This window comes from Hydrogenophaga aromaticivorans (assembly GCF_013387465.1).
Lineage (GTDB): Bacteria > Pseudomonadota > Gammaproteobacteria > Burkholderiales > Burkholderiaceae_C > Hydrogenophaga > Hydrogenophaga aromaticivorans.
On record NZ_VYGV01000006.1, the window covers coordinates 1116430 to 1135418 of the forward strand.

The following is an 18989-nucleotide window of genomic DNA, read 5'->3' on the forward strand; positions in this document are numbered from 1 at the left end:
CCCCGAGCCGCTTCGCGTCACCCCCCTCTCTCGCCTTCGGCGGGAGGGGGGCGGCACCAGAGGCCCGGCAAAGCCGGTTCCTCGGTGCCCCTGGCTAGCGCTCTCAGCCCTTGCTCTGCGCCTTCAAAAAAGCCAGCACCTGCGGCTCTTCGGTGAACGCCACGTTGAAGCGGAACCAGGGGCTGGGCTGCAGGTCGGGCGCGAACAGGTGGCCGGGGCCGAGCAGGATGTCCTGTTCCGCCGCCTTGTAGGCCAGCTCGGTCGCGTTGGCGATGTCGGGGTGGCGCGTCCAGAGAAACATGCCGGCCTTGGGCTCGCAGAACAGCTCGAAACCCAGGTTCTCCAGCTGCTGGGCCACGCGCTGGTGCGCCTGCGCCAGGCGCTCGCGCAGGCTGCGCAGGTGTTTGCGCCAACGTCCGTCGACCAGCGCGCCGTAGGCCAGGCGCTCATTGAACTCGGACGAGGTCAGGCCCGAAATCATCTTGAGCTGGGCAAAGTCCTCCAGCAGATCGGGCGGCGCGGCCAGGAAGCCGACGCGGATGTTGGGCGAGATGGTCTTGGAGAAGCTGCTGATGTAGACCACGCGCTGCAGCTGGTCGAGGCTGGCGAGCGAGGGCCTGGGCTCGGGGTCGAGGTCGGCGTAGATGTCGTTTTCCACCACGGTGAACTGGTGCTGCTCGGCCAGCTGCACCACCCGGTGCAGGTGCGCGAGGTTGGCCACCGAGCCGGTGGGGCTTTGCAGCCGCGGCTGGGTGAAAAACACCTTGGGCTTGTGTTCCAGCACCAGGGCTTCGAGCGCGGCCAGGTCGTAGCCGGCCGGCGTGCGCGGCACGCCGATCAGCCGGGCGCCCAGGAAACGCAGCGAAAACAGCAGGTTGGGATAACCGGGGTCGTCCACCAGCACCGCGTCGCCCGGGCGCACCAGGCGGCGCGCCACCAGGTCCATGGCCTGGCTGGAGCCTTGCGTGAGCAGCACCTGGTCGGCGCTGACGGCGATCTCCTGCTCGGCCAGCAGGTCGCGCACCAGCTGGCGCAGCGGCGCAAAACCCTTGGGCTCGCCGTAGCCGCCCAGGTCCACGTTTTCAGACGCCAGCGTGCGCAGGCTGCGGCGCAGGCCTTCCTCAAACAGCCAGTTGCCCGGCAACCAGCCGCAGCCAGGCTTCATGCGCAGCGCGCGGGCTTCGAACACCCGGCGCAGGTACCACATGGAGTCGAAGTTGTAGTTCGCCGTCTCGGCGGGCACGGTGCCGGGCGCCTGCGGCGCCACGCCCTCGCGCTTGCGCACGAAAAAGCCCGAATGCGGGCGCGAGACGAAATAGCCCAGCGCGACCAGCCGGTCGTAGGCGTCGACCACGGTGTACACGCTCACACCGTGGGCGTGGGCGAACTGGCGGATGGAGGGCGCCTTGGAGCCCGGACGCAGGTTGCCGCTCTGGATCAGGTCGCGAAACCCCTCGACGATCTGCACCACGAGCGGGCTGGTGCTTTTGGGGTTCAGGGTGAACATCGGTGGCTATCAGGGTAAATGTGTACAGGTCCGTAGGGCTGCACAGTGCATCGCTGTGCAGGCACTGTCTGTATATGTTAGCGGTGGCCCGCGAGCCCTACAGTCCGCCCCAGTCTGAAATTTCTTCATGATCGGAGCCCCCTGCATGCAACGCGAATCCCAAGCCACCAACGCCATGCTCATGGCCCGCCGCCAGGCCGCCATCCCCCGCGGCGTCGGCCACAGCCACCAGATCTTCATCGCCAAGGGCGAAAACGCCGAGATCTGGGACGTGGAAGGCCGCCGCTACATCGACTTCGCCGGCGGCATCGCCGTGCTCAACACCGGCCACCGCAACCCGGCCGTGATCGAGGCCGTGAAGGCCCAGCTCGACCAGTACACCCACACCTGCTTCCAGGTGCTCGCCTACGAGCCCTACGTGGAACTGGCCGAGCGCCTGAACGCCAAGGCCCCGGGCGACTTCACCAAGAAAACCCTGTTCCTGACCACCGGCGCCGAAGCGGTGGAAAACGCCATCAAGATCGCACGCGCCCACACCGGCCGCTCGGGCGTGATCGCCTTCACCGGCGGCTACCACGGCCGCACCCTGCTGACCCTGGGCATGACCGGCAAGGTCGCGCCGTACAAGACCGGTTTCGGTCCGTTCCCGGGCGAAATCTTCCACGCCCGCTTCCCGAACGCGCTCCACGGCGTGAGCGTGGACGATGCGATCGCCTCGGTGGAATCCATCTTCAAGAACGACATCGAAGCCAGCCGCGTGGCGGCCATCATCATCGAGCCGGTGCAGGGCGAAGGCGGTTTCAACGTGGCGCCGCCCGAACTGATGCAGCGCCTGCGCGCGCTGTGCGACCAGCACGGCATCCTGATGATCTGCGACGAGGTGCAGACCGGCGCCGGCCGCACCGGCACCTGGTTCGCCTGCGAACAGAGCAGCATCGCCCCCGACCTGATCACCCTGGCCAAGTCGATGGCCGGCGGTTTCCCGATCTCGGCCGTGATCGGCCGCGCCGAAGTGATGGACGCGCCCGCCGCTGGCGGCCTGGGTGGCACCTACGCCGGCAGCCCGATGGCCTGTGCCGCAGCCCTGGCCGTGCTCGACGAGTTTGAAAAACACGACCTGCTGCAACGCAGCCGCGACGTCGGCGCGCGCATCACCGCCAGCCTGCAGACGCTGGCGAAGAAGCACAACTGCATCGCCGACGTGCGCGGCCTGGGCGCCATGGTCGCCATGGAGCTGTGCAAGAACGGTGACGTGCACCAGCCCGACGCCGACCTGACCAAGGCCCTCGCCGCCGAAGCCACGAAACGCGGCCTGATCATCCTGACCTGCGGCACCTACGGCAACGTGGTGCGCATCCTGGTGCCGCTGACCGCCAGCGACGCCTTGCTGGACGAAGGCCTGGCGATCATCGCTGCCTCGCTCGACGCGCTGCAAGGCGCATGAGCGCCGCGCCGGGCCGCCCCAAGCAAGCTCGCACCGCAGCCCGCAGGGCGAAGGTATCCCAATGAGCAACGATCAGCCCCCCGACGGCGCAAGCAGCGCAGCACCCCGCCCGCTCGCGGGCGTGCGTGTGCTCGACCTCTCGCGTGTGCTCGCCGGTCCCTGGGCCGGTCAGCTGCTGGCCGACTACGGCGCCGAAGTCCTGAAGGTGGAACGCCCGGGCGCCGGTGACGACACCCGCAGCTGGGGTCCGCCCTGGTGGGCCGAAGGCGCCGGGCGCGTGGCCGCGTATTTCGTCTGTGCCAACCGCGGCAAGCGCTCGGTGGCGATCGACATAGCCGGCGCCGAAGGCATCCAGCAGGTGCGCGAACTGGCGCGTGAAGCGGACGTGCTGATAGAGAACTACAAGGTCGGCCAGCTCGCCAAGTACGGGCTCGACGCCACCAGCCTGCAGGCCATCAACCCGCGTCTGATCTACTGCTCGATCACCGGCTACGGCCAGACCGGCCCGCTGTCGCACAAGGCCGGCTACGACTTCGCGATCCAGGCCGAAGGCGGCCTGATGAGCATCACCGGCAACCAGGGTGAAGAGCCGCAGAAGGTCGGCGTCGCCGTGACCGACCTGATGACCGGGGTCTACGCCACCACCGCCATACTGGCCGCGCTGCACGAACGCGCGCGCACCGGCAAGGGACGCCACATCGACGCCGCGCTGTTCGACGTGCAGGTGGCCATGCTGGCCAACCAGGCCAGCAACCAGCTGATCGGGAACAAAACGCCCACGCGCATGGGCAACGCGCACCCGAACATCGTGCCCTACCAGGTGTTCCCCACACGCGACGGCCACATGGTGCTCGCCGTGGGCAACGACGGCCAGTTCGCCCGCTTCTGCGAAGCCTGCGACCACCCGGAAGTCTCGCGCGACGCGCGCTTCTCGACCAACCCGGCGCGCGTGGAGCACCGCGCCACGCTGGTGCCACTGCTCACCGGCTGGACACTGCAGCGCGACACCGCCGACTGGGTACATCGGCTGGATGTGGCCGGCGTGCCCTGCTCGCCGATTCTTGACATTGCTCAAGTCATGGCGCACCCGCATGTGGCGGCGCGCGGTTTGCGCACAAGGCCCGAAAGTGCCACAGTGCCACCCATGATCGCCAATCCCATGGTGCTGGACGGGCAACGCCCCGTCGCCGACCTGCCGCCACCCGTCCTTGGCGCCCACCAGGCACGATGGTTGCATGACCAGTCCTGAATCTCCTTCAGTCCACTTTTCCGACCCGATCGCGCCCATGACCACCAGCAACGCACTCGTCACCTTCACCGGTGTGCAGAAAACCTACGATGGCCACACCCTGGTGGTCCGCGACCTGAACCTGGAGATCCAGAAGGGTGAGTTCCTCTCGCTGCTCGGCCCCTCGGGCTCGGGCAAGACCACCACGCTGATGATGCTGGCGGGCTTCGAGTCGCCGACCTCGGGTGAGATCAGCCTGAACGGCGTGCCCATCACGCGCACGCCGCCGCACAAGCGCAACTTCGGCATGGTGTTCCAGAACTACGCCCTGTTCCCGCACATGACGGTGGCCGACAACATCGCCTACCCGCTCACCGTGCGCAAGCTCGGCAAGGCCGATGTCGAAGCCAAGGTCAAGCGCGCGCTCGACATGGTGCAGATGGGTCACATGGGCAGCCGCTTTCCCGGCCAGCTCTCGGGCGGCCAGCAGCAGCGCGTGGCGCTGGCTCGCGCGCTGGTGTTCGACCCGCAGCTGGTGCTGATGGACGAGCCGCTGGGCGCGCTCGACAAGCAGCTGCGCGAGCACATGCAGCTGGAGCTCAAGGCGCTGCACCGCCGCCTGGGCGTGACCTTCGTCTACGTGACGCACGACCAGTCGGAAGCGCTCACCATGTCGGACCGCGTGGCGGTGTTCAGCGAAGGCGTGATCCAGCAGATCGACCAGGTCGACCGGCTCTACGAAACACCGTCCAACCGCTTCGTCGCCAGCTTCGTGGGCGACAACTCCGTGCTTGACGCCCAGGTGGTGCAGACCACGGGCGAACATTGCGAGGTGGCGCTCGCCGACGGCACGCGGCTGACCGGCGTCAACGTCAACCAGGCTCAGGCCGGCGAGACGGTGCAGTGCAGCGTGCGGCCCGAACGCATCACCGTGGTGAACGGCAGCGGGCCCACTGGCAACCGCCTGGGCGCGGCCATCGGCGACGTGATCTATTTCGGCGACCACCTGCGCCTGCGCTGCCAGGTCAGCGGCCAGCCCGAGATCAGCGTCAAGGTGCCGCTGCAGCACCTGGGACACATGGACCCCGGCCAGGCCGTCCACCTGCACATCCCGCCCGAACACCTCCGTATATACCGCTGAACCCGATTTCCCGTTCCCCGTTCCTCAACCCCTGGAGTTCAATCCGATGAAACTGAAACCCGTTTTCCTGGCCGCGGCCATGATGGTCGCCCTGCCGGTGATGGCCCAGAGCCAGCTCACCGTCGTCAACTTCGGTGGCGCCAACGGTGCCGCCCAGAAAAAGGCCTACTTCGAGGCCTACGAAAAGGCCGGTGGCGGCAAGATCACCGCCGTCGAATACAACGGCGAACAGGCCAAGATCAAGGCCATGGTCGAAGCCAAGAAAGTCACCTGGGACGTGGTGGAAGTCGAGAGCCCGGACCTGAGCCGCGGCTGTGACGAAGGCCTGTTCGAGAAGATGGACTGGGCCAAGGTCGGCAACAAGGCCGACTTCCAGAAAGCCGCCGTGCACGAGTGCGGCGTCGGCACCTTCGTCTGGTCCACCGTGATGGCCTACGACGGCGACAAGCTCAAGACCGCGCCCACCACCTGGGCCGATTTCTGGGACGTGAAGAAATTTCCCGGCAAGCGCGGCATGCGCAAGGGCGCCCGCTACAACCTCGAATTCGCCCTGATGGCCGACGGCGTCAAGACCGCCGACGTCTACAAGGTGCTGGCGACCAAGGAAGGCGCCGAGCGCGCGTTCAAGAAGCTGACCGAACTCAAGCCCAACATCCAGTGGTGGGAAGCCGGTGCGCAGCCGCCCCAGTTCCTGGTCGCCGGTGACGTGGCCATGACCACCGCCTACAACGGCCGCATCGACGCTGCCCAGCGCGAAGGCAAGAACCTCAAGATCACCTGGACCGGCGGCATCTACGACCTGGACTACTGGGTCATGCCCAAGGGCACGCCCAATAAGGACGCCGCCCTGAAGTTCATCGCCATGGCCAGCTCGCCCGACGCGCAGGCCGAATACGCCAAGAACATCAGCTACGGCCCGACCAACAACAAGGCCCTGACCAAGCTCGACGCCAAGGTGCTGGGCATGCTGCCCACCTCGCCGGCCAACAGCAAGGACGCGCTGCAGTTCGGCATCGGCTTCTGGGCCGACCAGGGTGAAGCCCTGGAGAAGCGCTTCTCCGCCTGGGCAGCGCAGTGATGAGCGCCAGCGGAACCGAACTCCAGCCGTTCGCAGGGGCCACCCTGGAACGACCCGCTCCGGCAGGGGGCACCGGCCAGGCCGTGACGGGGGGAACCCTCGCCGCGCAGCTGCACCGCGCCGAACGGCGCAGGAAGCTGCGCGCCCTGGCGCTGACCATGCCCCTGCTGGTCTTTTTGCTGGTGTTTTTTCTGGTTCCGCTGGGTTCTTTGCTGGTGCGGGCGGTTGAAAATCCCGAAGTGGCCGACGTCCTGCCCCACACCGGGCAGGCGCTGGCCGACTGGGACCGCAACAGCCCGCCGCCGGCCGCCGCCTACGCCGCCATCCTGGCGGACCTGGGTGCCATCGAAGAAACCGCCCAGGCTGGCGTGCTGGCCCGCCGCCTCAACAGCGAGGTGGCCGGCGCCCGATCGCTGGTCATGGGCACCTACCGCGCCCTGCCGCTGGGCGACAACCTGAGTGCCGACGAAGCACGCAGCAAACTCATTGAACACGACGCGCGCTGGGAAGAACTGCCCTACTGGCAGACCATCGCCAAAAACAGCTCGCGCTGGACACCAGACTACCTGCTCGCCGCGCTCGATTTCAAGCGCAACGCCCAGGGCGACATCGAGCGCGTGGGCGAAGGCGAGGCCGCTTTCAGCGACATTCTCGGCCGCACTTTCCAGATGAGCGCCGTGGTGACTTTCTTCTGCTTGCTGATGGGTTATCCGCTCGCCTACTGGCTCAGCACGCTTTCCGAGCGCAAGGCCAACGTGCTGCTGATCCTGGTGCTGCTGCCGTTCTGGACCTCGGTGCTGGTGCGCATCGCCGCCTGGATCGTGCTGCTGCAGAACAACGGCCTGGTCAACCGCTTCCTGATCTGGATCGGCGCCACCGACGCGCCGATTCCCCTGCTCTTCAACCGCCTGGGCGTGATCATCGCCATGGTGCACATCCTGCTGCCCTTCATGATCCTGCCGCTGTACAGCGTCATGAAATCGGTGCCGCCCAACTACCTGCGCGCCGCCATCTCGCTGGGCAGCACGCCGCTGGCTGGCTTCTTCCGCGTCTACCTGCCCCAGACCTACCCCGGCGTGGCCGCGGGCGGCCTGCTGGTCTTCATCACCTGCATCGGCTACTACGTGACGCCCGCCCTGCTCGGCGGCCCGGCCGACCAGATGCTGAGCTACTACGTGGCGCAGTACACCAACGTCGAGGTCAACTGGGGCATGGCCTGCGCGCTCGGCGGCGTGCTGCTGACCGCCACCATGGTGCTCTATGCGCTGTACCGCAAGGTCTCCAAGGCCGAGCTGAGCCTGGGCTAGAACCATGAGCCCCCACGCTCGTCATTTCATGTACTCGCTGCCCCCCACGGGGGAGCGAACAACCCTTGGGGCGGCCCGGCGGGTCGTTCTCACAAAATGAAACTCCTGCCCGTCTTCCCCGCCTACTACAACCTGCTCGACAAGCTCGGCTGGTTCGCCCTGCGCGGCGCCGGCATCGGCGTGATCGTCTACCTGCTGTTGCCGGTGGTGGTGATCATCCCGCTGTCGTTCAGCGACAGCTCGTTCCTCGCCTACCCCATCGAAGGCTGGTCGCTGCAGTGGTACCGCGAGATGTTCCATTCCGACGACTGGATCCGTGCCGCGAAGAACAGCTTCATCGTCGCGCCGCTCGCCACCCTGCTGGCCACCGTGCTCGGCACGCTGGCGGCCATGGGCCTGGCGAACACCAGGTTCTTCGGCAAAGGCTTCATCACCAGCCTGCTGATCGCGCCCATGGTGGTGCCGATCGTGGTGGTGGGTGTGAGCAGCTACCTGTACTTTGCCAAGTGGGGGCTGAACGACACCTACCTGGGCCTCGTGATCGTGCACGCCGCGCTGGGCGCGCCGTTTGTCGTCACCACCGTGCTGGCCACGCTGCAGAGCTTCAACCACAACCTCGTGAAAGCCAGCCTGAGCCTGGGCGCGAGCCCGCTGGAGACCTTTTTCCGCGTCACGCTGCCGGTCATCGCCCCTGGCGTGATCTCGGGCGCGCTGTTCGCCTTCGCCACCTCGTTCGACGAGGTCGTGGTCACGCTGTTCCTGGCTGGCCCCGAGCAGGTCACGCTGCCGCGCCAGATGTTCACCGGCATCCGCGAGAACATCTCACCCACCATCGCCGCTGTGGCGACGCTGCTGATCCTGTTCACAACCGCGTTGATGCTGACGCTGGAATGGCTGCGCGGTCGTCGCAAGTAAAGCACCGCTGATGCCCGAGCCGATGGCCATGACAGACAAGACCACCGCCTTCCGGTCACTGCACCGCAGCGGCTGCTTCCTGATGCCCAACGCCTGGGATGCCGGCAGTGCCCGCATCCTGTCCGCGCAGGGTTTTGAAGCGCTGGGCACAACCAGCGCCGGCGTCGCATTCGCGCGGGGTGTTTCCGATGGCGCACAAGCCATCGGCCGCTCCGAGATGATGGACGCCATCCATCAAATCGCCTCGGCCGTGTCGATCCCGGTCAGCGCCGATCTCGAAGCAGGCTTTGGCAGCGAGCCCAGCGATGTGGCAGATACCGTCTTGAAGGCCATCCAGGCAGGTGCTGTCGGCGGCAACATCGAAGACACGAGCGCTGGAGAACCTTCCGGACTGTTCGAACTGGCCCGGGCCGTGGACCGCATCCGGGCCGCCCGATCGACTGGGGCTGGGTTTGTCCTGACAGCGAGGACCGATGTCTGTTTGCTGAGGGGTACCGAGGCCTTGTCCATGGCCATCGAACGCTGTCAGGCATTTGTCGAGGCCGGCGCAGACTGCGTTTTCGTTCCGGGTCTGACTCAGGCTCAGGACATTACCACCCTCGTGAGCGAGGTCCAGGCTCCGGTGACGGTGGTGATGGGCCTGGCCAGTTCCTCATTGACGGTTGCCGATCTTCGTCAGGCCGGAGCGCGCCGGATCAGTGTGGGTGGCAGTCTGGCCAGGGCCTGCCTGGGCCTCCTGCGCCGCGCGTCACGCCAGATGCTGGACGAGGGGCGTTTCGACTACGCTGTCGAACAAATCCCCGACGCAGAGCTCTGTGAGTTCTTCGCGATGGACGACATCACCGCGCGTGCCCGTTTCCGATCACAGTGATCTCGCAATCCATGCCTTTCACCACCGACACCACCCTCTCCGGACAACACGTCCGCCTCGTTCCCCTGCGGCCCGAGCACCACGACGACCTGGTCGAAGCCGTGCGCGACGGCGAACTCTGGAAGCTCTGGTACACCGCCATCCCCACGCCCGAGGGCATGGCGGCCGAAATCGAGCGCCGCCTGGGCCTGCAGAAGGCGGGCAGCATGTTGCCCTTTGCCGTGCTCAACGCCAACGGCAAGGCGGTCGGCATGACGACCTACATGAACATCGACGCCGCCAACCGCCGCGTCGAGATCGGCTCCACCTGGTACCGCACGGCCGTGCAGCGCAGCCCGCTCAACACCGAATGCAAGCGCCTGCTGCTGACCCACGCGTTCGAGACGCTGGACTGCATCGCGGTGGAATTCCGCACGCACTTCTTCAACCACCAGAGCCGGCGCGGCATCGAGCGCCTGGGCGCCAAGCTCGACGGCGTGTTGCGCTCGCACCAGATCAACCGCCACCCCGATGCACACGGTGCGCTGCGCGACACCTGCGTCTACAGCATCGTGGCCAGCGAATGGCCGACGGTCAAAGCCCATCTGGACTTCCAGCTGACCCGCCCCCGAACCTGAGAACGCCATGAGCGAATCCGCTTTCAACCAGCCGCTGGGCGGCAATGCCATGCCGCGCTTCGGCGGCCTGGCCAGCATGATGCGGCTGCCCGTCGCCACATCGGCGGCTGGCCTCAACGCGGGCTTCATCGGCGTGCCACTCGACACCGGCACCAGCCACCGGCCGGGCGCGCGTTTCGGCCCGCGCCAGATCCGCGCCGAGTCCTGCCTGATCCGCCCGTACAACATGGCCACCGGCGCCGCGCCCTTCGATGCGCTGCAGGTGGCCGATCTGGGCGATGTGGCGATCAACACCTACAACCTGCTGAAGTCGGTGGACCTCATCGAGCAGCACTACCGCCCGATCATCGAAGCCGGCTGCATCCCGCTCACGCTCGGTGGCGACCACACCATCGCCCTGCCGATCCTGCGCGCCATGAAGGCGCAACACGGCCCGGTGGCGATGATCCATGTGGACGCACACGCGGATGTGAACCCGGACATGTTCGGCGAAGCCATCGCGCACGGCACACCGTTCCGCCGCGCGGTGGAAGAAGGCCTGCTGATCGGCGACAAGGTCTGGCAGATCGGCCTGCGCGGCAGCGGTTATTCGGCCGAAGACTTCGACTGGCCGCGCCAGCAGGGCTTCACCGTGGTGCCGGCGCACGAAGTCTGGTGGCAGTCGCTCGCGCCATTGATGGCCGACATCCGAAACAAGATCGGCCCCGACACGCCCACCTACCTCAGCTTTGACATCGACGGCATCGACCCGGCCTACGCCGGCGGCACCGGAACACCCGAGATCGGCGGACTCACCGTGCCGCAGGCGCTGGAGATCGTTCGCGGCTGCCGCGGCTTGAACCTCGTGGGCTGCGACCTGGTCGAAGTCTCCCCGGCCTACGACACCAGCGGCAACACCGCCCTGCTCGGCGCCAACCTGCTGTTTGAAATGCTCTGCGTGCTGCCCGGCGTGGCCTACCGCTGAATGCCCCCATGCTGGCGCGCCGTCTCGGCTTGTGCCACAATTATTTAATAAGTTAAATATATCGTTTGCCGTTTCAATTTCTGGAGACACCCATGGACATGAAAACCTCCCCCCTGGCCCTGCTGAAGGACCCGACCCTGCTGAAGACCGACGCGCTGATCAACGGCGAGTGGGTGAAAGGCAGCAGCCGCTTTGACGTGCTCGACCCGGCCACCGGCCAGAAGCTCGCCGACGTGGCCAACCTCGGCCCGGCCGATGCCGAAAAAGCGATTGCCGCCGCCAACGCCGCCTGGGCCGGCTGGAAGGGCAAGACCGCCAAGGAGCGCAGCATCATCCTGCGCAAGTGGTACGACCTGCTCATGGCCAACCAGGACGACCTGGGCCGCATCATGACCGCCGAACAGGGCAAGCCGCTGGCCGAAGCCAAGGGCGAAGTGGCCTACGGCGCGAGCTTCGTCGAGTGGTTCGCCGAAGAGGCCAAGCGCGTCAACGGCGAGACCCTGCCGCAGTTCGACAACAACCGCCGCCTGATGGTGCTCAAGCAGCCCATCGGCGTCTGCGCGGCCATCACGCCCTGGAACTTCCCGCTGGCCATGATCACGCGCAAGGTCGCGCCCGCGCTGGCGGCCGGCTGCCCCGTCATCATCAAGCCCGCCGAACTCACGCCGCTGACCGCGCTGGCCGCGGCCGAGCTGGCCATCCGCGCCGGCATCCCGGCCGGTGTGCTCAACATGATCACGGCCGACGACCAGAACTCCATCGCCGTGGGCAAGGTCATCTGCGCCAGCGACGTGGTGCGCCACATCAGTTTCACCGGCTCCACCGAAGTGGGCCGCATCCTGATGGCGCAGAGCGCGCCCACGGTGAAGAAGATGTCGCTGGAACTCGGCGGCAACGCGCCCTTCATCGTGTTCAACGACGCCGATATCGACTCTGCCGTGGAAGGCGCCTTCGCCAGCAAATACCGCAACGCAGGCCAGACCTGCGTCTGCTCCAACCGGCTGTACGTGCAGGAAGGCGTGTACGACGAGTTCGTCACCAAGTTCGCCGCCAAGGTGAAGACCGCCAAGGTTGGCAATGGCTTTGAAGAAGGCGTGAACCAGGGCCCGCTGATCGAGGAGGCCGCGCTGGTGAAAGTGCAACGCCACGTGGACGACGCCGTGGCCAAGGGCGGTCGCGTGCTCGTGGGCGGCAACCGCCTGAACGGCCAGTTCTTCGAACCCACCGTGGTGGCCGATGCGACCGCCGACATGCTGTGCGCCAAGGAAGAAACCTTCGGCCCCTTCGCCCCGGTGTTCAAGTTCAGCACCGAACAGGAGGCCATCGACGCCGCCAACAACACCGAGTTCGGCCTCGCCAGCTACTTCTACAGCCGAGACATCGGCCGCATCTACCGCGTGGCCGAAGCGCTGGAGTACGGCATGGTCGGCATCAACGTCGGCATCCTGGCCACCGAGCACGTGCCCTTCGGTGGCGTGAAGCAGTCGGGCCTGGGCCGCGAGGGCTCGCACCACGGCATGGACGATTACGTCGAGATCAAGTACCTCTGCCTCGGCGATATCCTGAAGTAACCGCCCCAGGGCCTATCAGTTCACCACCTGCCAGCTGCCGTCGGGCTGCCGGCAGGCCCGGCCGTAGACGTCGTCGGGTCGGCCGCCCACGATCGCCCGCATGGTGTATTCGCGGCAGGGCGCGCCGGCCGATTCATAGGTTCGCGTGGGCGTCACGGTGTACTGGTTGCGCGTGTCGGGGTTGACCCACTGGGTCGGCTGCCCGGTCTGCGATGTTTCCAGCACCTGCGCGGTGCGCATGCGGTCGGTGCTGTCCATGGAACGGCCCACGTTGGCGCCGATGTTGGCGCCAATCAGCGCGCCCACGATGGTGGCCGCCGTGCGGCCTGTGCCTCCGCCCACCTGCGAGCCCAGGGCACCGCCAAGCACACCGCCGACGACCATGCCACCGGTTTCGTTCGGACCACCCGGTGCAGCACAACCCGCCAGCGCCGCAGCGAGCGCGCCAACGAGGACCAGTCGAGCAGGAAAACGTGCGGGGAAACGCATATGCAACTCCTTGAAAAATGTGTCAGAAAGACGCTGGATCGGTCATGACGGTGGTCTGTCTGGGCGTTTCCGGAACCCGGAACAGCCGCAGCGAGAGGCGCCACGCCCGTGCGTTATCATTCGAAGCGTTTTTGCGGGTGTAGTTCAATGGTAGAACGGCAGCTTCCCAAGCTTCATACGAGGGTTCGATTCCCTTCACCCGCTCCAGATACACAAAAGGCCCCTCGGGGCCTTTTGGCTTTTCTGCGGCCGGTGTGCACCGGGCGCCAGTGGCTCAGCGTGCGCCCAGGCCCATGCTGCGCGAGATCACCTCTTTCATGATCTCGTTGGTGCCGCCATAGATGCGCTGCACGCGCGCGTCGGCGTAGGCCCGGGTGATCGGGTACTCCCACATGTAGCCGTAGCCGCCGTGCAGCTGCACGCACTCGTCCATCACCTTGCACTGCAGGTCTGAGCACCAGTACTTGGCCATGCTGGCGGTCGCGGTGTCCAGCTTTTCCTGCGCGATCAGCTCGCAGCACTTGTCCACGAACACGCGCGCCACCTGCACCTCGGTCTGCAGTTCGGCCAGCGTGTAGCGCGTGTTCTGGTAGCTCGCGACGGGCTGGCCGAAGACCTTGCGGTCCTTCACGTACTGCACCGTCCAGTCGATCGCGGCCTGCGCGGCGGCCACCGCGCCGATGGCGATCTGCAGGCGCTCCCAGGGCAGTTGTTCCATGAGACAGATGAACCCCCTGCCTTCGCCACCCAGCAGGTTGTCGGCCGGCACCTTGACGTTGTCGAAGAACAGCTCCGACGTGTCCTGCGCCTTCATGCCCAGCTTCTTCAGGCGCTTGCCCTTGCTGAAGCCCGCCATGCCCTGCTCCACCAGCAGCAGGCTGGTGCCCTTCGCGCCAGCAGAAGGATCGGTTTTGGCGACCACAATCACCAGGTCGGCGTGCCAGCCGTTGGTGATGAAGGTCTTGCTGCCGTTGAGCAGGTAGCTGCCGTCAGGTTGTTTGATCGCGGTGCTCTTCACGCCCTGCAGGTCGCTGCCCGCGGCGGGCTCGCTCATGGCGATGGCGCCCACCATCTCGCCGGTGGCCAGCAGCGGCAGGTATTTTTGCTTCTGCGCCTCGGTGCCGTAGTGCAGGACGTACGGCGCCACGATCTCGCTGTGCAGGCCGAAACCGATGCCGCTCACGCCCGCATGGGCGATCTCTTCCATCTGCGCCACCGAATACAGCTTGTCGGCGCCAGCGCCGCCATAGGCCTCGGGCATGGTCATGCAGAGGAAGCCGTTTTCGCCGGCCTTGCGCCAGACTTCGCGATCCACATAACCCTGCTCTTCCCAACCTTCGTGGAAGGGCGTGATTTCCTTGTCCACGAAACGGCGAAAGCTGTCGCGGAAGGCTTCGTGGTCGGCATTGAAGAGGCTGCGTTCGATCATGGGAGTTCCTCGGGTTTGGGTTTGGACGGGTTGTTTCAGGCGAGGCCGGTGGCGAGCCAGCGCGCCCAGTCGGCGGCGCCATTGCGAGCGGCCTGCGCAGCGGCGGCTGGCCAGTCGTAGGCCACGGCGATCTGCGCCACGCTCCAGCGTCCCGACGCATCGGATTCGCAGAGGGCGTAGCGCGCGTGTGGGCTGCCGGTCTGGTGCACGTGAAAGGCAATGTGGTCGTCGTCGAAGGCGGGCAGGCCCACGCTGCCAGGGTTCACACACAGGGTGTGGGGCGCTTCGGGCAGTTGCAGCACCCGCGGCAGGTGGCTGTGGCCGCAGAGCAGCAGGCCCGCGCCCTGCCCCGCCGTGCCGGCCAGGCGCTGCGCCACCTCGGCCGCGCTGGCCGCGCGCGAGCCCGCGGGCTCCACCGTTTCGAGCAGGTATTCGTGGTCGTTGTCGGGCCGGCCGTGGCAGACGAACACGCCGCCGTCGAGCGCCAGCGTGGAGGGCAAGCCGCCCAGCCAGGCCCGCTGCGCGGCACTGGTCTGCTGAAAGCCGTACACATCGCTCGCGCCGCCGGAGCCGCTGGCGCAGCGCAGCAGCTGGCGCTCGTGGTTGCCGGCGATCGTGGGCAGGTCCAGCGCCATCAGGCGTTCGGCCGTTTCGGCGGGCCAGAGCGGGCCGGACAGGATGTCGCCGCAGTTGACGATCAGGTCCGCACCGCGGCGTGCCACGTCGGCCAGCACGGCGTTCAGTGCGGGCAGGTTGCCGTGGATGTCGGAAAGGGCGACGATGCGCATCGGAATGTTCAGAAAGTGGGTCGGTCGCGGGTTTGACGGTTTGCCTGCATTTTCACAAAGCAAACGCTTGGCAAAAGTCTATACTGATCCGGCGGATTCGGCCACCGGGTCGGCCCGGCGAAGCGAGACACAGGAGACAACATGCAAGCTCGATTTCACATGCGTTGTTTGCCCACTGCGGCAGCGCTGGTTTTTTCAGACCCTTTCTGCGGAGGCCGGCCATGAGCGAAGCCTTCGTTTACGACGCCATCCGCACCCCGCGCGGCAAGGGCAAGAAAGACGGCAGCCTGCACGAGGTCAAGCCGGTCAACCTGCTGGCCGGCCTGCTGCGCGAACTGCAGCACCGCAACCACCTGGACACCTCGGCGGTGGACGACGTGGTGATGGGCGTGGTTTCACCCATCGGTGAACAGGGTTCGGTGCTGCCCAAGGTGGCCGCGCTCAAGGCCGGCTGGGACTGGCGCTGCTCGGGCGTGCAGCTCAACCGCTTCTGCGCCTCGGGCCTGGAGGCGGTGAACATGGCCGCCATGAAGGTCAAGAGCGGCTGGGAAGACCTGGTCGTGGCCGGCGGCGTGGAGAGCATGAGCCGCGTGCCGATCGGCTCCGACGGCGGCGCCTGGGCGCAGGACCCGGAGACCAACAGCGCCACGCTGTTCGTGCCACAAGGCATCGGCGCCGACCTGATCGCCACGCTCGACGGCTTCACGCGCGAAGACGTGGACGCCTTCGCGCTCGAATCGCAGAAGCGCGCCGCCGCTGCGCGCGCGGCCGGGCATTTCCAGCACTCGGTGGTGCCGGTGAAAGATCCGCTGGGCCAGATCATCCTGGCGGTGGACGAGTTCATCAAACCGCACACCACCATGGCGGGCCTGGCCGGTCTGAAGCCCGCCTTCGAGCAACTCGGTGCCATGGGCTTCGACGCGGTGGCGCTGCAGCGCTACCCGCAGGTGGAGCGCATCCACCACGTGCACCACGCGGGCAATTCGTCGGGCATCGTGGACGGCGCGGCCGCCATTCTGATCGGCAGCGAGGCCGCAGGCAAGACCCACGGGTTCACGCCGCGCGCGCGCATCGTGTCGGTCGCGCTCTCGGGCGCGGACCCGACCATCATGCTCACCGGCCCCATGCCGGCCGCGCGCAAGGCGCTGGCCAAGGCGGGCCTCACCATCGACCAGATCGACCTGTTCGAGGTGAACGAGGCCTTTGCCGCCGTGCCCATGCGCTTCATGCGCGAGATGGGCGTGCCGCACCAGAAGGTGAACGTGAACGGGGGCGCGATTGCGCTGGGTCACCCCTTGGGCGCCACCGGCGCGATGATTTTGAACACGTTGATCGATGAGCTGCACCGGACGAAAAAGCGCTACGGCCTCGCCACGCTGTGTGTCGGCGGCGGCATGGGTATCGCCACGATCGTAGAGCGCATCTGAACCGAGCGGAGACACCAACATGATCACCAAGACCATCCGCTATCAACTCGCCGACGGCGTCGCCACCATCACCTTCGACGAGCAGGATTCCCCCGTCAACACCATGTGCCTGCAGTGGCAGGACGATCTGGATGCCGTGACCGCCCAGGTGGTCAAGGACCGCGAGCAGATCAAAGGCATCGTGCTGGCCTCGGCCAAGAGCACCTTCTTCGCCGGCGCCGACCTCAAGGGCGTGATGCGGTCGACCGCCGCCGACGGCCACCGCGTGTTCACCGAGATCGAGCGCATCAAGCGCAATTTCCGTACGCTGGAGACGCTGGGCGTGCCGGTGGTGAGCGGCCTCAATGGCGCCGCGCTCGGCGGCGGCTGGGAGGTGGCGCTGGTCGGCCACCACCGCATCGCGGTCAACAACCCCAAGGTCCAGTTCGGCCTGCCCGAGATCACGCTGGGGCTGATCCCCGGCGGCGGTGGCATCACCAAGATGACGCGGCTGCTGGGCCTGGTGGCCGCGCAGCCCTACATCCTGGAGAGCAAGATCTTCGGGCCCGAGGAGGCGCTGAAGATCGGCGTGGTGCACGAACTGGTGGCCACACCCGAAGAGCTGATGCCGCGCGCGCTGGCCCACATCGAAGCCGCGCAGGGCAAGCCCGAAGCCTTCCAGCATGTGTGGGACCGCAAGGACTACAAGATGCACGGCGGCACGCCGAGCAACCCCAAGATCGCGGCCATGCTGAGCGTGGCGCCAGCGGTGCTCAAGCAGAAGACCCGCGGCCTCTACCCCGCGCCCGAGGCCGCGCTGGCCGCGATGGTGGAAGGCGCCATGGTGGACTTCGACACCGCCATGCGCATCGAGAGCCGCTACCTCGCCGGGCTCATTGCCGGCCCCGTGGCCCGGAACATGATCAACACCTTCTTCTTCAACATGAACGCCATCAAGGCCGGCCAGAGCCGCCCGAAAGACGTGCCGCGCTACAAGCCGCAGAAAGTGGGGCTGCTGGGCGCCGGCATGATGGGCTCGGGCATCGCCTACGCCCAGGCCAGCCGCGGCATCACCACGGTGCTGAAAGACGTGAGCCTGGAAGCGGCCAACAAGGGCAAGGCCAACAGCCTGAAAGTGACGCAGCCGCGCGTGGACAAGGGCCGCATGAGCGCGGCCGACCAGCAGGCGCTGCTGGCGCGCATCACGCCCACCGCGAGCACCGCCGACCTGCGGGGCTGCGACCTGATCATCGAGGCGGTGTTCGAGCACCGCGAACTCAAGGCCGCGGTCACGCAAGAATCCGAACCCATGCTGGCCGAAGGCGGCTTCTTCGCCAGCAACACCTCCACCCTGCCCATCACCAGTCTGGCCAAGGCGAGCGCGCGGCCGCAGAAGTTCGTCGGCATCCACTTCTTCAGCCCGGTCGACAAGATGAAGCTGGTCGAGATCATCCGTGGCAAGGAGACCGACGACGAGACCATCGCCCGCGCCTACGACTACGTGCAGGCGCTGGGCAAGCTGCCGATCGTGGTGAACGACGCGCGCGGCTTCTACACCAGCCGCACCTTCGGCACCTTCGTGATGGAAGGCGCGGCGATGCTGGGCGAAGGCATTCCGGCGCCGGTGATCGAAAACGCCGCCATGCAGGCCGGCATGCCCGTGGGGCCGCTGGCCGTGCTGGACGAGACCGCGCTCTCGCTCTCGGTGCACGTGCTGGAGCAGACCCGCGCCGACTTCGCCGAAGAAGGCCGCCACTACGACACCACGCCGGGCGAGGCGCTGGTGGAACACATGGTGAAGCAGCACCACCGCAGCGGCCGCGCGGCTGGTGGCGGTTTCTACGACTACCCCGCCGGGCAGAAGAAAACCCTCTGGCCGCAGCTCAAGACCCTGTTCGAAAAACCCGGCGTGGCCTGGGACCTGCAGGACGTGAAAGACCGCCTGCTCTACCGCCAGGCGGTGGAGACGGCGCGCTGCCTGGCCGAAGGCGTGCTCACCAGCGTGCACGACGGCAACATCGGCTCCATCTTCGGCATCGGCTTCCCGGCCTGGACCGGCGGCGCCTTGCAGTTCATCTACGGCATGGGCATCGATGCGTTCGAGAAACGTTGCGCCGAACTGGCGGCAAAATTCGGCCCCGGCTTTGCGCTGAACGACGCCGCCCGCGCGGCGATCCGCCAGCACCAGCCGGTGTACTGAATGCCCGCCTGACCGGTGTCAAAGCACTGCAAGT

16 protein-coding genes and 1 tRNA gene are annotated in these 18989 nt (G+C 66.8%); 13 read left to right on the forward strand and 4 right to left on the reverse strand.

Annotation, left to right across the window (positions count from 1 at the left end; genetic code table 11):
- Nucleotides 1–103: 103 nt before the first annotated feature.
- Complete coding sequence (locus tag F3K02_RS09720; RefSeq protein WP_177135351.1) at nucleotides 104–1507, reverse strand: aminotransferase-like domain-containing protein; 1404 nt, start codon at nucleotides 1505–1507, stop codon at nucleotides 104–106.
- Between the two features lie 145 nt (nucleotides 1508–1652).
- On the opposite strand from F3K02_RS09720, the gene gabT reads away from it, so the two are divergent.
- The 10 genes from gabT to F3K02_RS09770 all read left to right on the forward strand — a co-directional run bounded on the left by gabT (nucleotide 1653) and on the right by F3K02_RS09770 (nucleotide 12643).
- Entirely contained in the window at nucleotides 1653–2951 is a 1299-nt protein-coding gene (gabT, locus tag F3K02_RS09725) for a 4-aminobutyrate--2-oxoglutarate transaminase (RefSeq protein ID WP_177135352.1), read from the forward strand.
- Between the two features lie 61 nt (nucleotides 2952–3012).
- Nucleotides 3013–4200 carry a CaiB/BaiF CoA transferase family protein gene (locus tag F3K02_RS09730; protein ID WP_177135353.1) on the forward strand — a complete coding sequence of 396 codons (1188 nt, stop codon included), beginning with the start codon at nucleotides 3013–3015 and terminating at the stop codon, nucleotides 4198–4200.
- Nucleotides 4201–4237: 37 nt separating this feature from the next.
- Complete coding sequence (locus tag F3K02_RS09735; RefSeq protein ID WP_177135354.1) at nucleotides 4238–5320, forward strand: ABC transporter ATP-binding protein; 1083 nt, start codon at nucleotides 4238–4240, stop codon at nucleotides 5318–5320.
- Between the two features lie 46 nt (nucleotides 5321–5366).
- Complete coding sequence (locus F3K02_RS09740; RefSeq protein WP_177135355.1) at nucleotides 5367–6398, forward strand: ABC transporter substrate-binding protein; 1032 nt, start codon at nucleotides 5367–5369, stop codon at nucleotides 6396–6398.
- Nucleotides 6398–7705, forward strand: coding sequence for an ABC transporter permease (locus F3K02_RS09745; protein WP_177135356.1), 1308 nt, complete (start codon nucleotides 6398–6400; stop codon nucleotides 7703–7705). Before F3K02_RS09740 ends, F3K02_RS09745 begins: the two co-directional genes overlap by 1 nt.
- A gap of 96 nt (nucleotides 7706–7801) precedes the next feature.
- Nucleotides 7802–8620, forward strand: a complete 819-nt coding sequence (locus tag F3K02_RS09750) for an ABC transporter permease (RefSeq protein ID WP_177135357.1) — start codon at nucleotides 7802–7804, stop codon at nucleotides 8618–8620.
- Between the two features lie 28 nt (nucleotides 8621–8648).
- Nucleotides 8649–9491, forward strand: a complete 843-nt coding sequence (locus F3K02_RS09755) for an isocitrate lyase/PEP mutase family protein (protein ID WP_218179382.1) — start codon at nucleotides 8649–8651, stop codon at nucleotides 9489–9491.
- 11 nt (nucleotides 9492–9502) lie between these two features.
- On the forward strand, nucleotides 9503–10108 hold the full coding sequence (locus F3K02_RS09760; RefSeq protein WP_177135358.1) for a GNAT family N-acetyltransferase: 606 nt from the start codon (nucleotides 9503–9505) through the stop codon (nucleotides 10106–10108).
- Between the two features lie 7 nt (nucleotides 10109–10115).
- Nucleotides 10116–11072: an agmatinase gene (speB, locus tag F3K02_RS09765; RefSeq protein WP_177135359.1), complete on the forward strand. Its 957-nt coding sequence runs from the start codon at nucleotides 10116–10118 to the stop codon at nucleotides 11070–11072.
- 92 nt (nucleotides 11073–11164) lie between these two features.
- Nucleotides 11165–12643: an NAD-dependent succinate-semialdehyde dehydrogenase gene (locus F3K02_RS09770; RefSeq protein ID WP_281362746.1), complete on the forward strand. Its 1479-nt coding sequence runs from the start codon at nucleotides 11165–11167 to the stop codon at nucleotides 12641–12643.
- Nucleotides 12644–12658: 15 nt separating this feature from the next.
- Here F3K02_RS09770 and F3K02_RS09775 read toward each other — a convergent pair whose 3' ends face one another.
- Complete coding sequence (locus F3K02_RS09775) at nucleotides 12659–13132, reverse strand: RT0821/Lpp0805 family surface protein (RefSeq protein WP_177135361.1); 474 nt, start codon at nucleotides 13130–13132, stop codon at nucleotides 12659–12661.
- A gap of 133 nt (nucleotides 13133–13265) precedes the next feature.
- Between F3K02_RS09775 and F3K02_RS09780 the strand changes: the two genes are divergently transcribed.
- Nucleotides 13266–13339 (forward strand) — tRNA-Gly (locus tag F3K02_RS09780).
- 67 nt (nucleotides 13340–13406) lie between these two features.
- On the opposite strand, the gene F3K02_RS09785 is transcribed toward F3K02_RS09780, so the two are convergent.
- Nucleotides 13407–14561: an acyl-CoA dehydrogenase family protein gene (locus tag F3K02_RS09785; RefSeq protein WP_177135362.1), complete on the reverse strand. Its 1155-nt coding sequence runs from the start codon at nucleotides 14559–14561 to the stop codon at nucleotides 13407–13409.
- Nucleotides 14562–14596: 35 nt separating this feature from the next.
- Nucleotides 14597–15349, reverse strand: a complete 753-nt coding sequence (locus tag F3K02_RS09790; protein ID WP_177135363.1) for a metallophosphoesterase family protein — start codon at nucleotides 15347–15349, stop codon at nucleotides 14597–14599.
- Nucleotides 15350–15570: 221 nt separating this feature from the next.
- Here F3K02_RS09790 and F3K02_RS09795 point away from each other — a divergent pair, with 221 nt between their 5' ends.
- The gene (locus tag F3K02_RS09795; protein ID WP_177135364.1) at nucleotides 15571–16776 is read left to right on the forward strand and encodes an acetyl-CoA C-acetyltransferase; all 1206 of its coding nucleotides are present in this window, start codon (nucleotides 15571–15573) and stop codon (nucleotides 16774–16776) included.
- Between the two features lie 19 nt (nucleotides 16777–16795).
- Nucleotides 16796–18955: a 3-hydroxyacyl-CoA dehydrogenase NAD-binding domain-containing protein gene (locus F3K02_RS09800; protein ID WP_177135365.1), complete on the forward strand. Its 2160-nt coding sequence runs from the start codon at nucleotides 16796–16798 to the stop codon at nucleotides 18953–18955.
- Nucleotides 18956–18989 lie beyond the last annotated feature (34 nt).

Coding starts and splice junctions, on each gene's coding strand:
- F3K02_RS09770 (WP_281362746.1), top strand. CDS start 11,165: ATGGACATGAAAACCTCCCCCCTGGCCCTGCTGAAGGACCCGACCCTG.
- F3K02_RS09730 (WP_177135353.1), top strand. CDS start 3,013: ATGAGCAACGATCAGCCCCCCGACGGCGCAAGCAGCGCAGCACCCCGC.
- F3K02_RS09755 (WP_218179382.1), top strand. CDS start 8,649: ATGACAGACAAGACCACCGCCTTCCGGTCACTGCACCGCAGCGGCTGC.
- F3K02_RS09795 (WP_177135364.1), top strand. CDS start 15,571: ATGAGCGAAGCCTTCGTTTACGACGCCATCCGCACCCCGCGCGGCAAG.
- gabT (WP_177135352.1), top strand. CDS start 1,653: ATGCAACGCGAATCCCAAGCCACCAACGCCATGCTCATGGCCCGCCGC.
- F3K02_RS09735 (WP_177135354.1), top strand. CDS start 4,238: ATGACCACCAGCAACGCACTCGTCACCTTCACCGGTGTGCAGAAAACC.
- F3K02_RS09740 (WP_177135355.1), top strand. CDS start 5,367: ATGAAACTGAAACCCGTTTTCCTGGCCGCGGCCATGATGGTCGCCCTG.
- F3K02_RS09800 (WP_177135365.1), top strand. CDS start 16,796: ATGATCACCAAGACCATCCGCTATCAACTCGCCGACGGCGTCGCCACC.
- F3K02_RS09720 (WP_177135351.1), bottom strand. CDS start 1,507: ATGTTCACCCTGAACCCCAAAAGCACCAGCCCGCTCGTGGTGCAGATC.
- F3K02_RS09775 (WP_177135361.1), bottom strand. CDS start 13,132: ATGCGTTTCCCCGCACGTTTTCCTGCTCGACTGGTCCTCGTTGGCGCG.
- speB (WP_177135359.1), top strand. CDS start 10,116: ATGAGCGAATCCGCTTTCAACCAGCCGCTGGGCGGCAATGCCATGCCG.
- F3K02_RS09745 (WP_177135356.1), top strand. CDS start 6,398: ATGAGCGCCAGCGGAACCGAACTCCAGCCGTTCGCAGGGGCCACCCTG.
- F3K02_RS09785 (WP_177135362.1), bottom strand. CDS start 14,561: ATGATCGAACGCAGCCTCTTCAATGCCGACCACGAAGCCTTCCGCGAC.
- F3K02_RS09790 (WP_177135363.1), bottom strand. CDS start 15,349: ATGCGCATCGTCGCCCTTTCCGACATCCACGGCAACCTGCCCGCACTG.
- F3K02_RS09750 (WP_177135357.1), top strand. CDS start 7,802: ATGAAACTCCTGCCCGTCTTCCCCGCCTACTACAACCTGCTCGACAAG.
- F3K02_RS09760 (WP_177135358.1), top strand. CDS start 9,503: ATGCCTTTCACCACCGACACCACCCTCTCCGGACAACACGTCCGCCTC.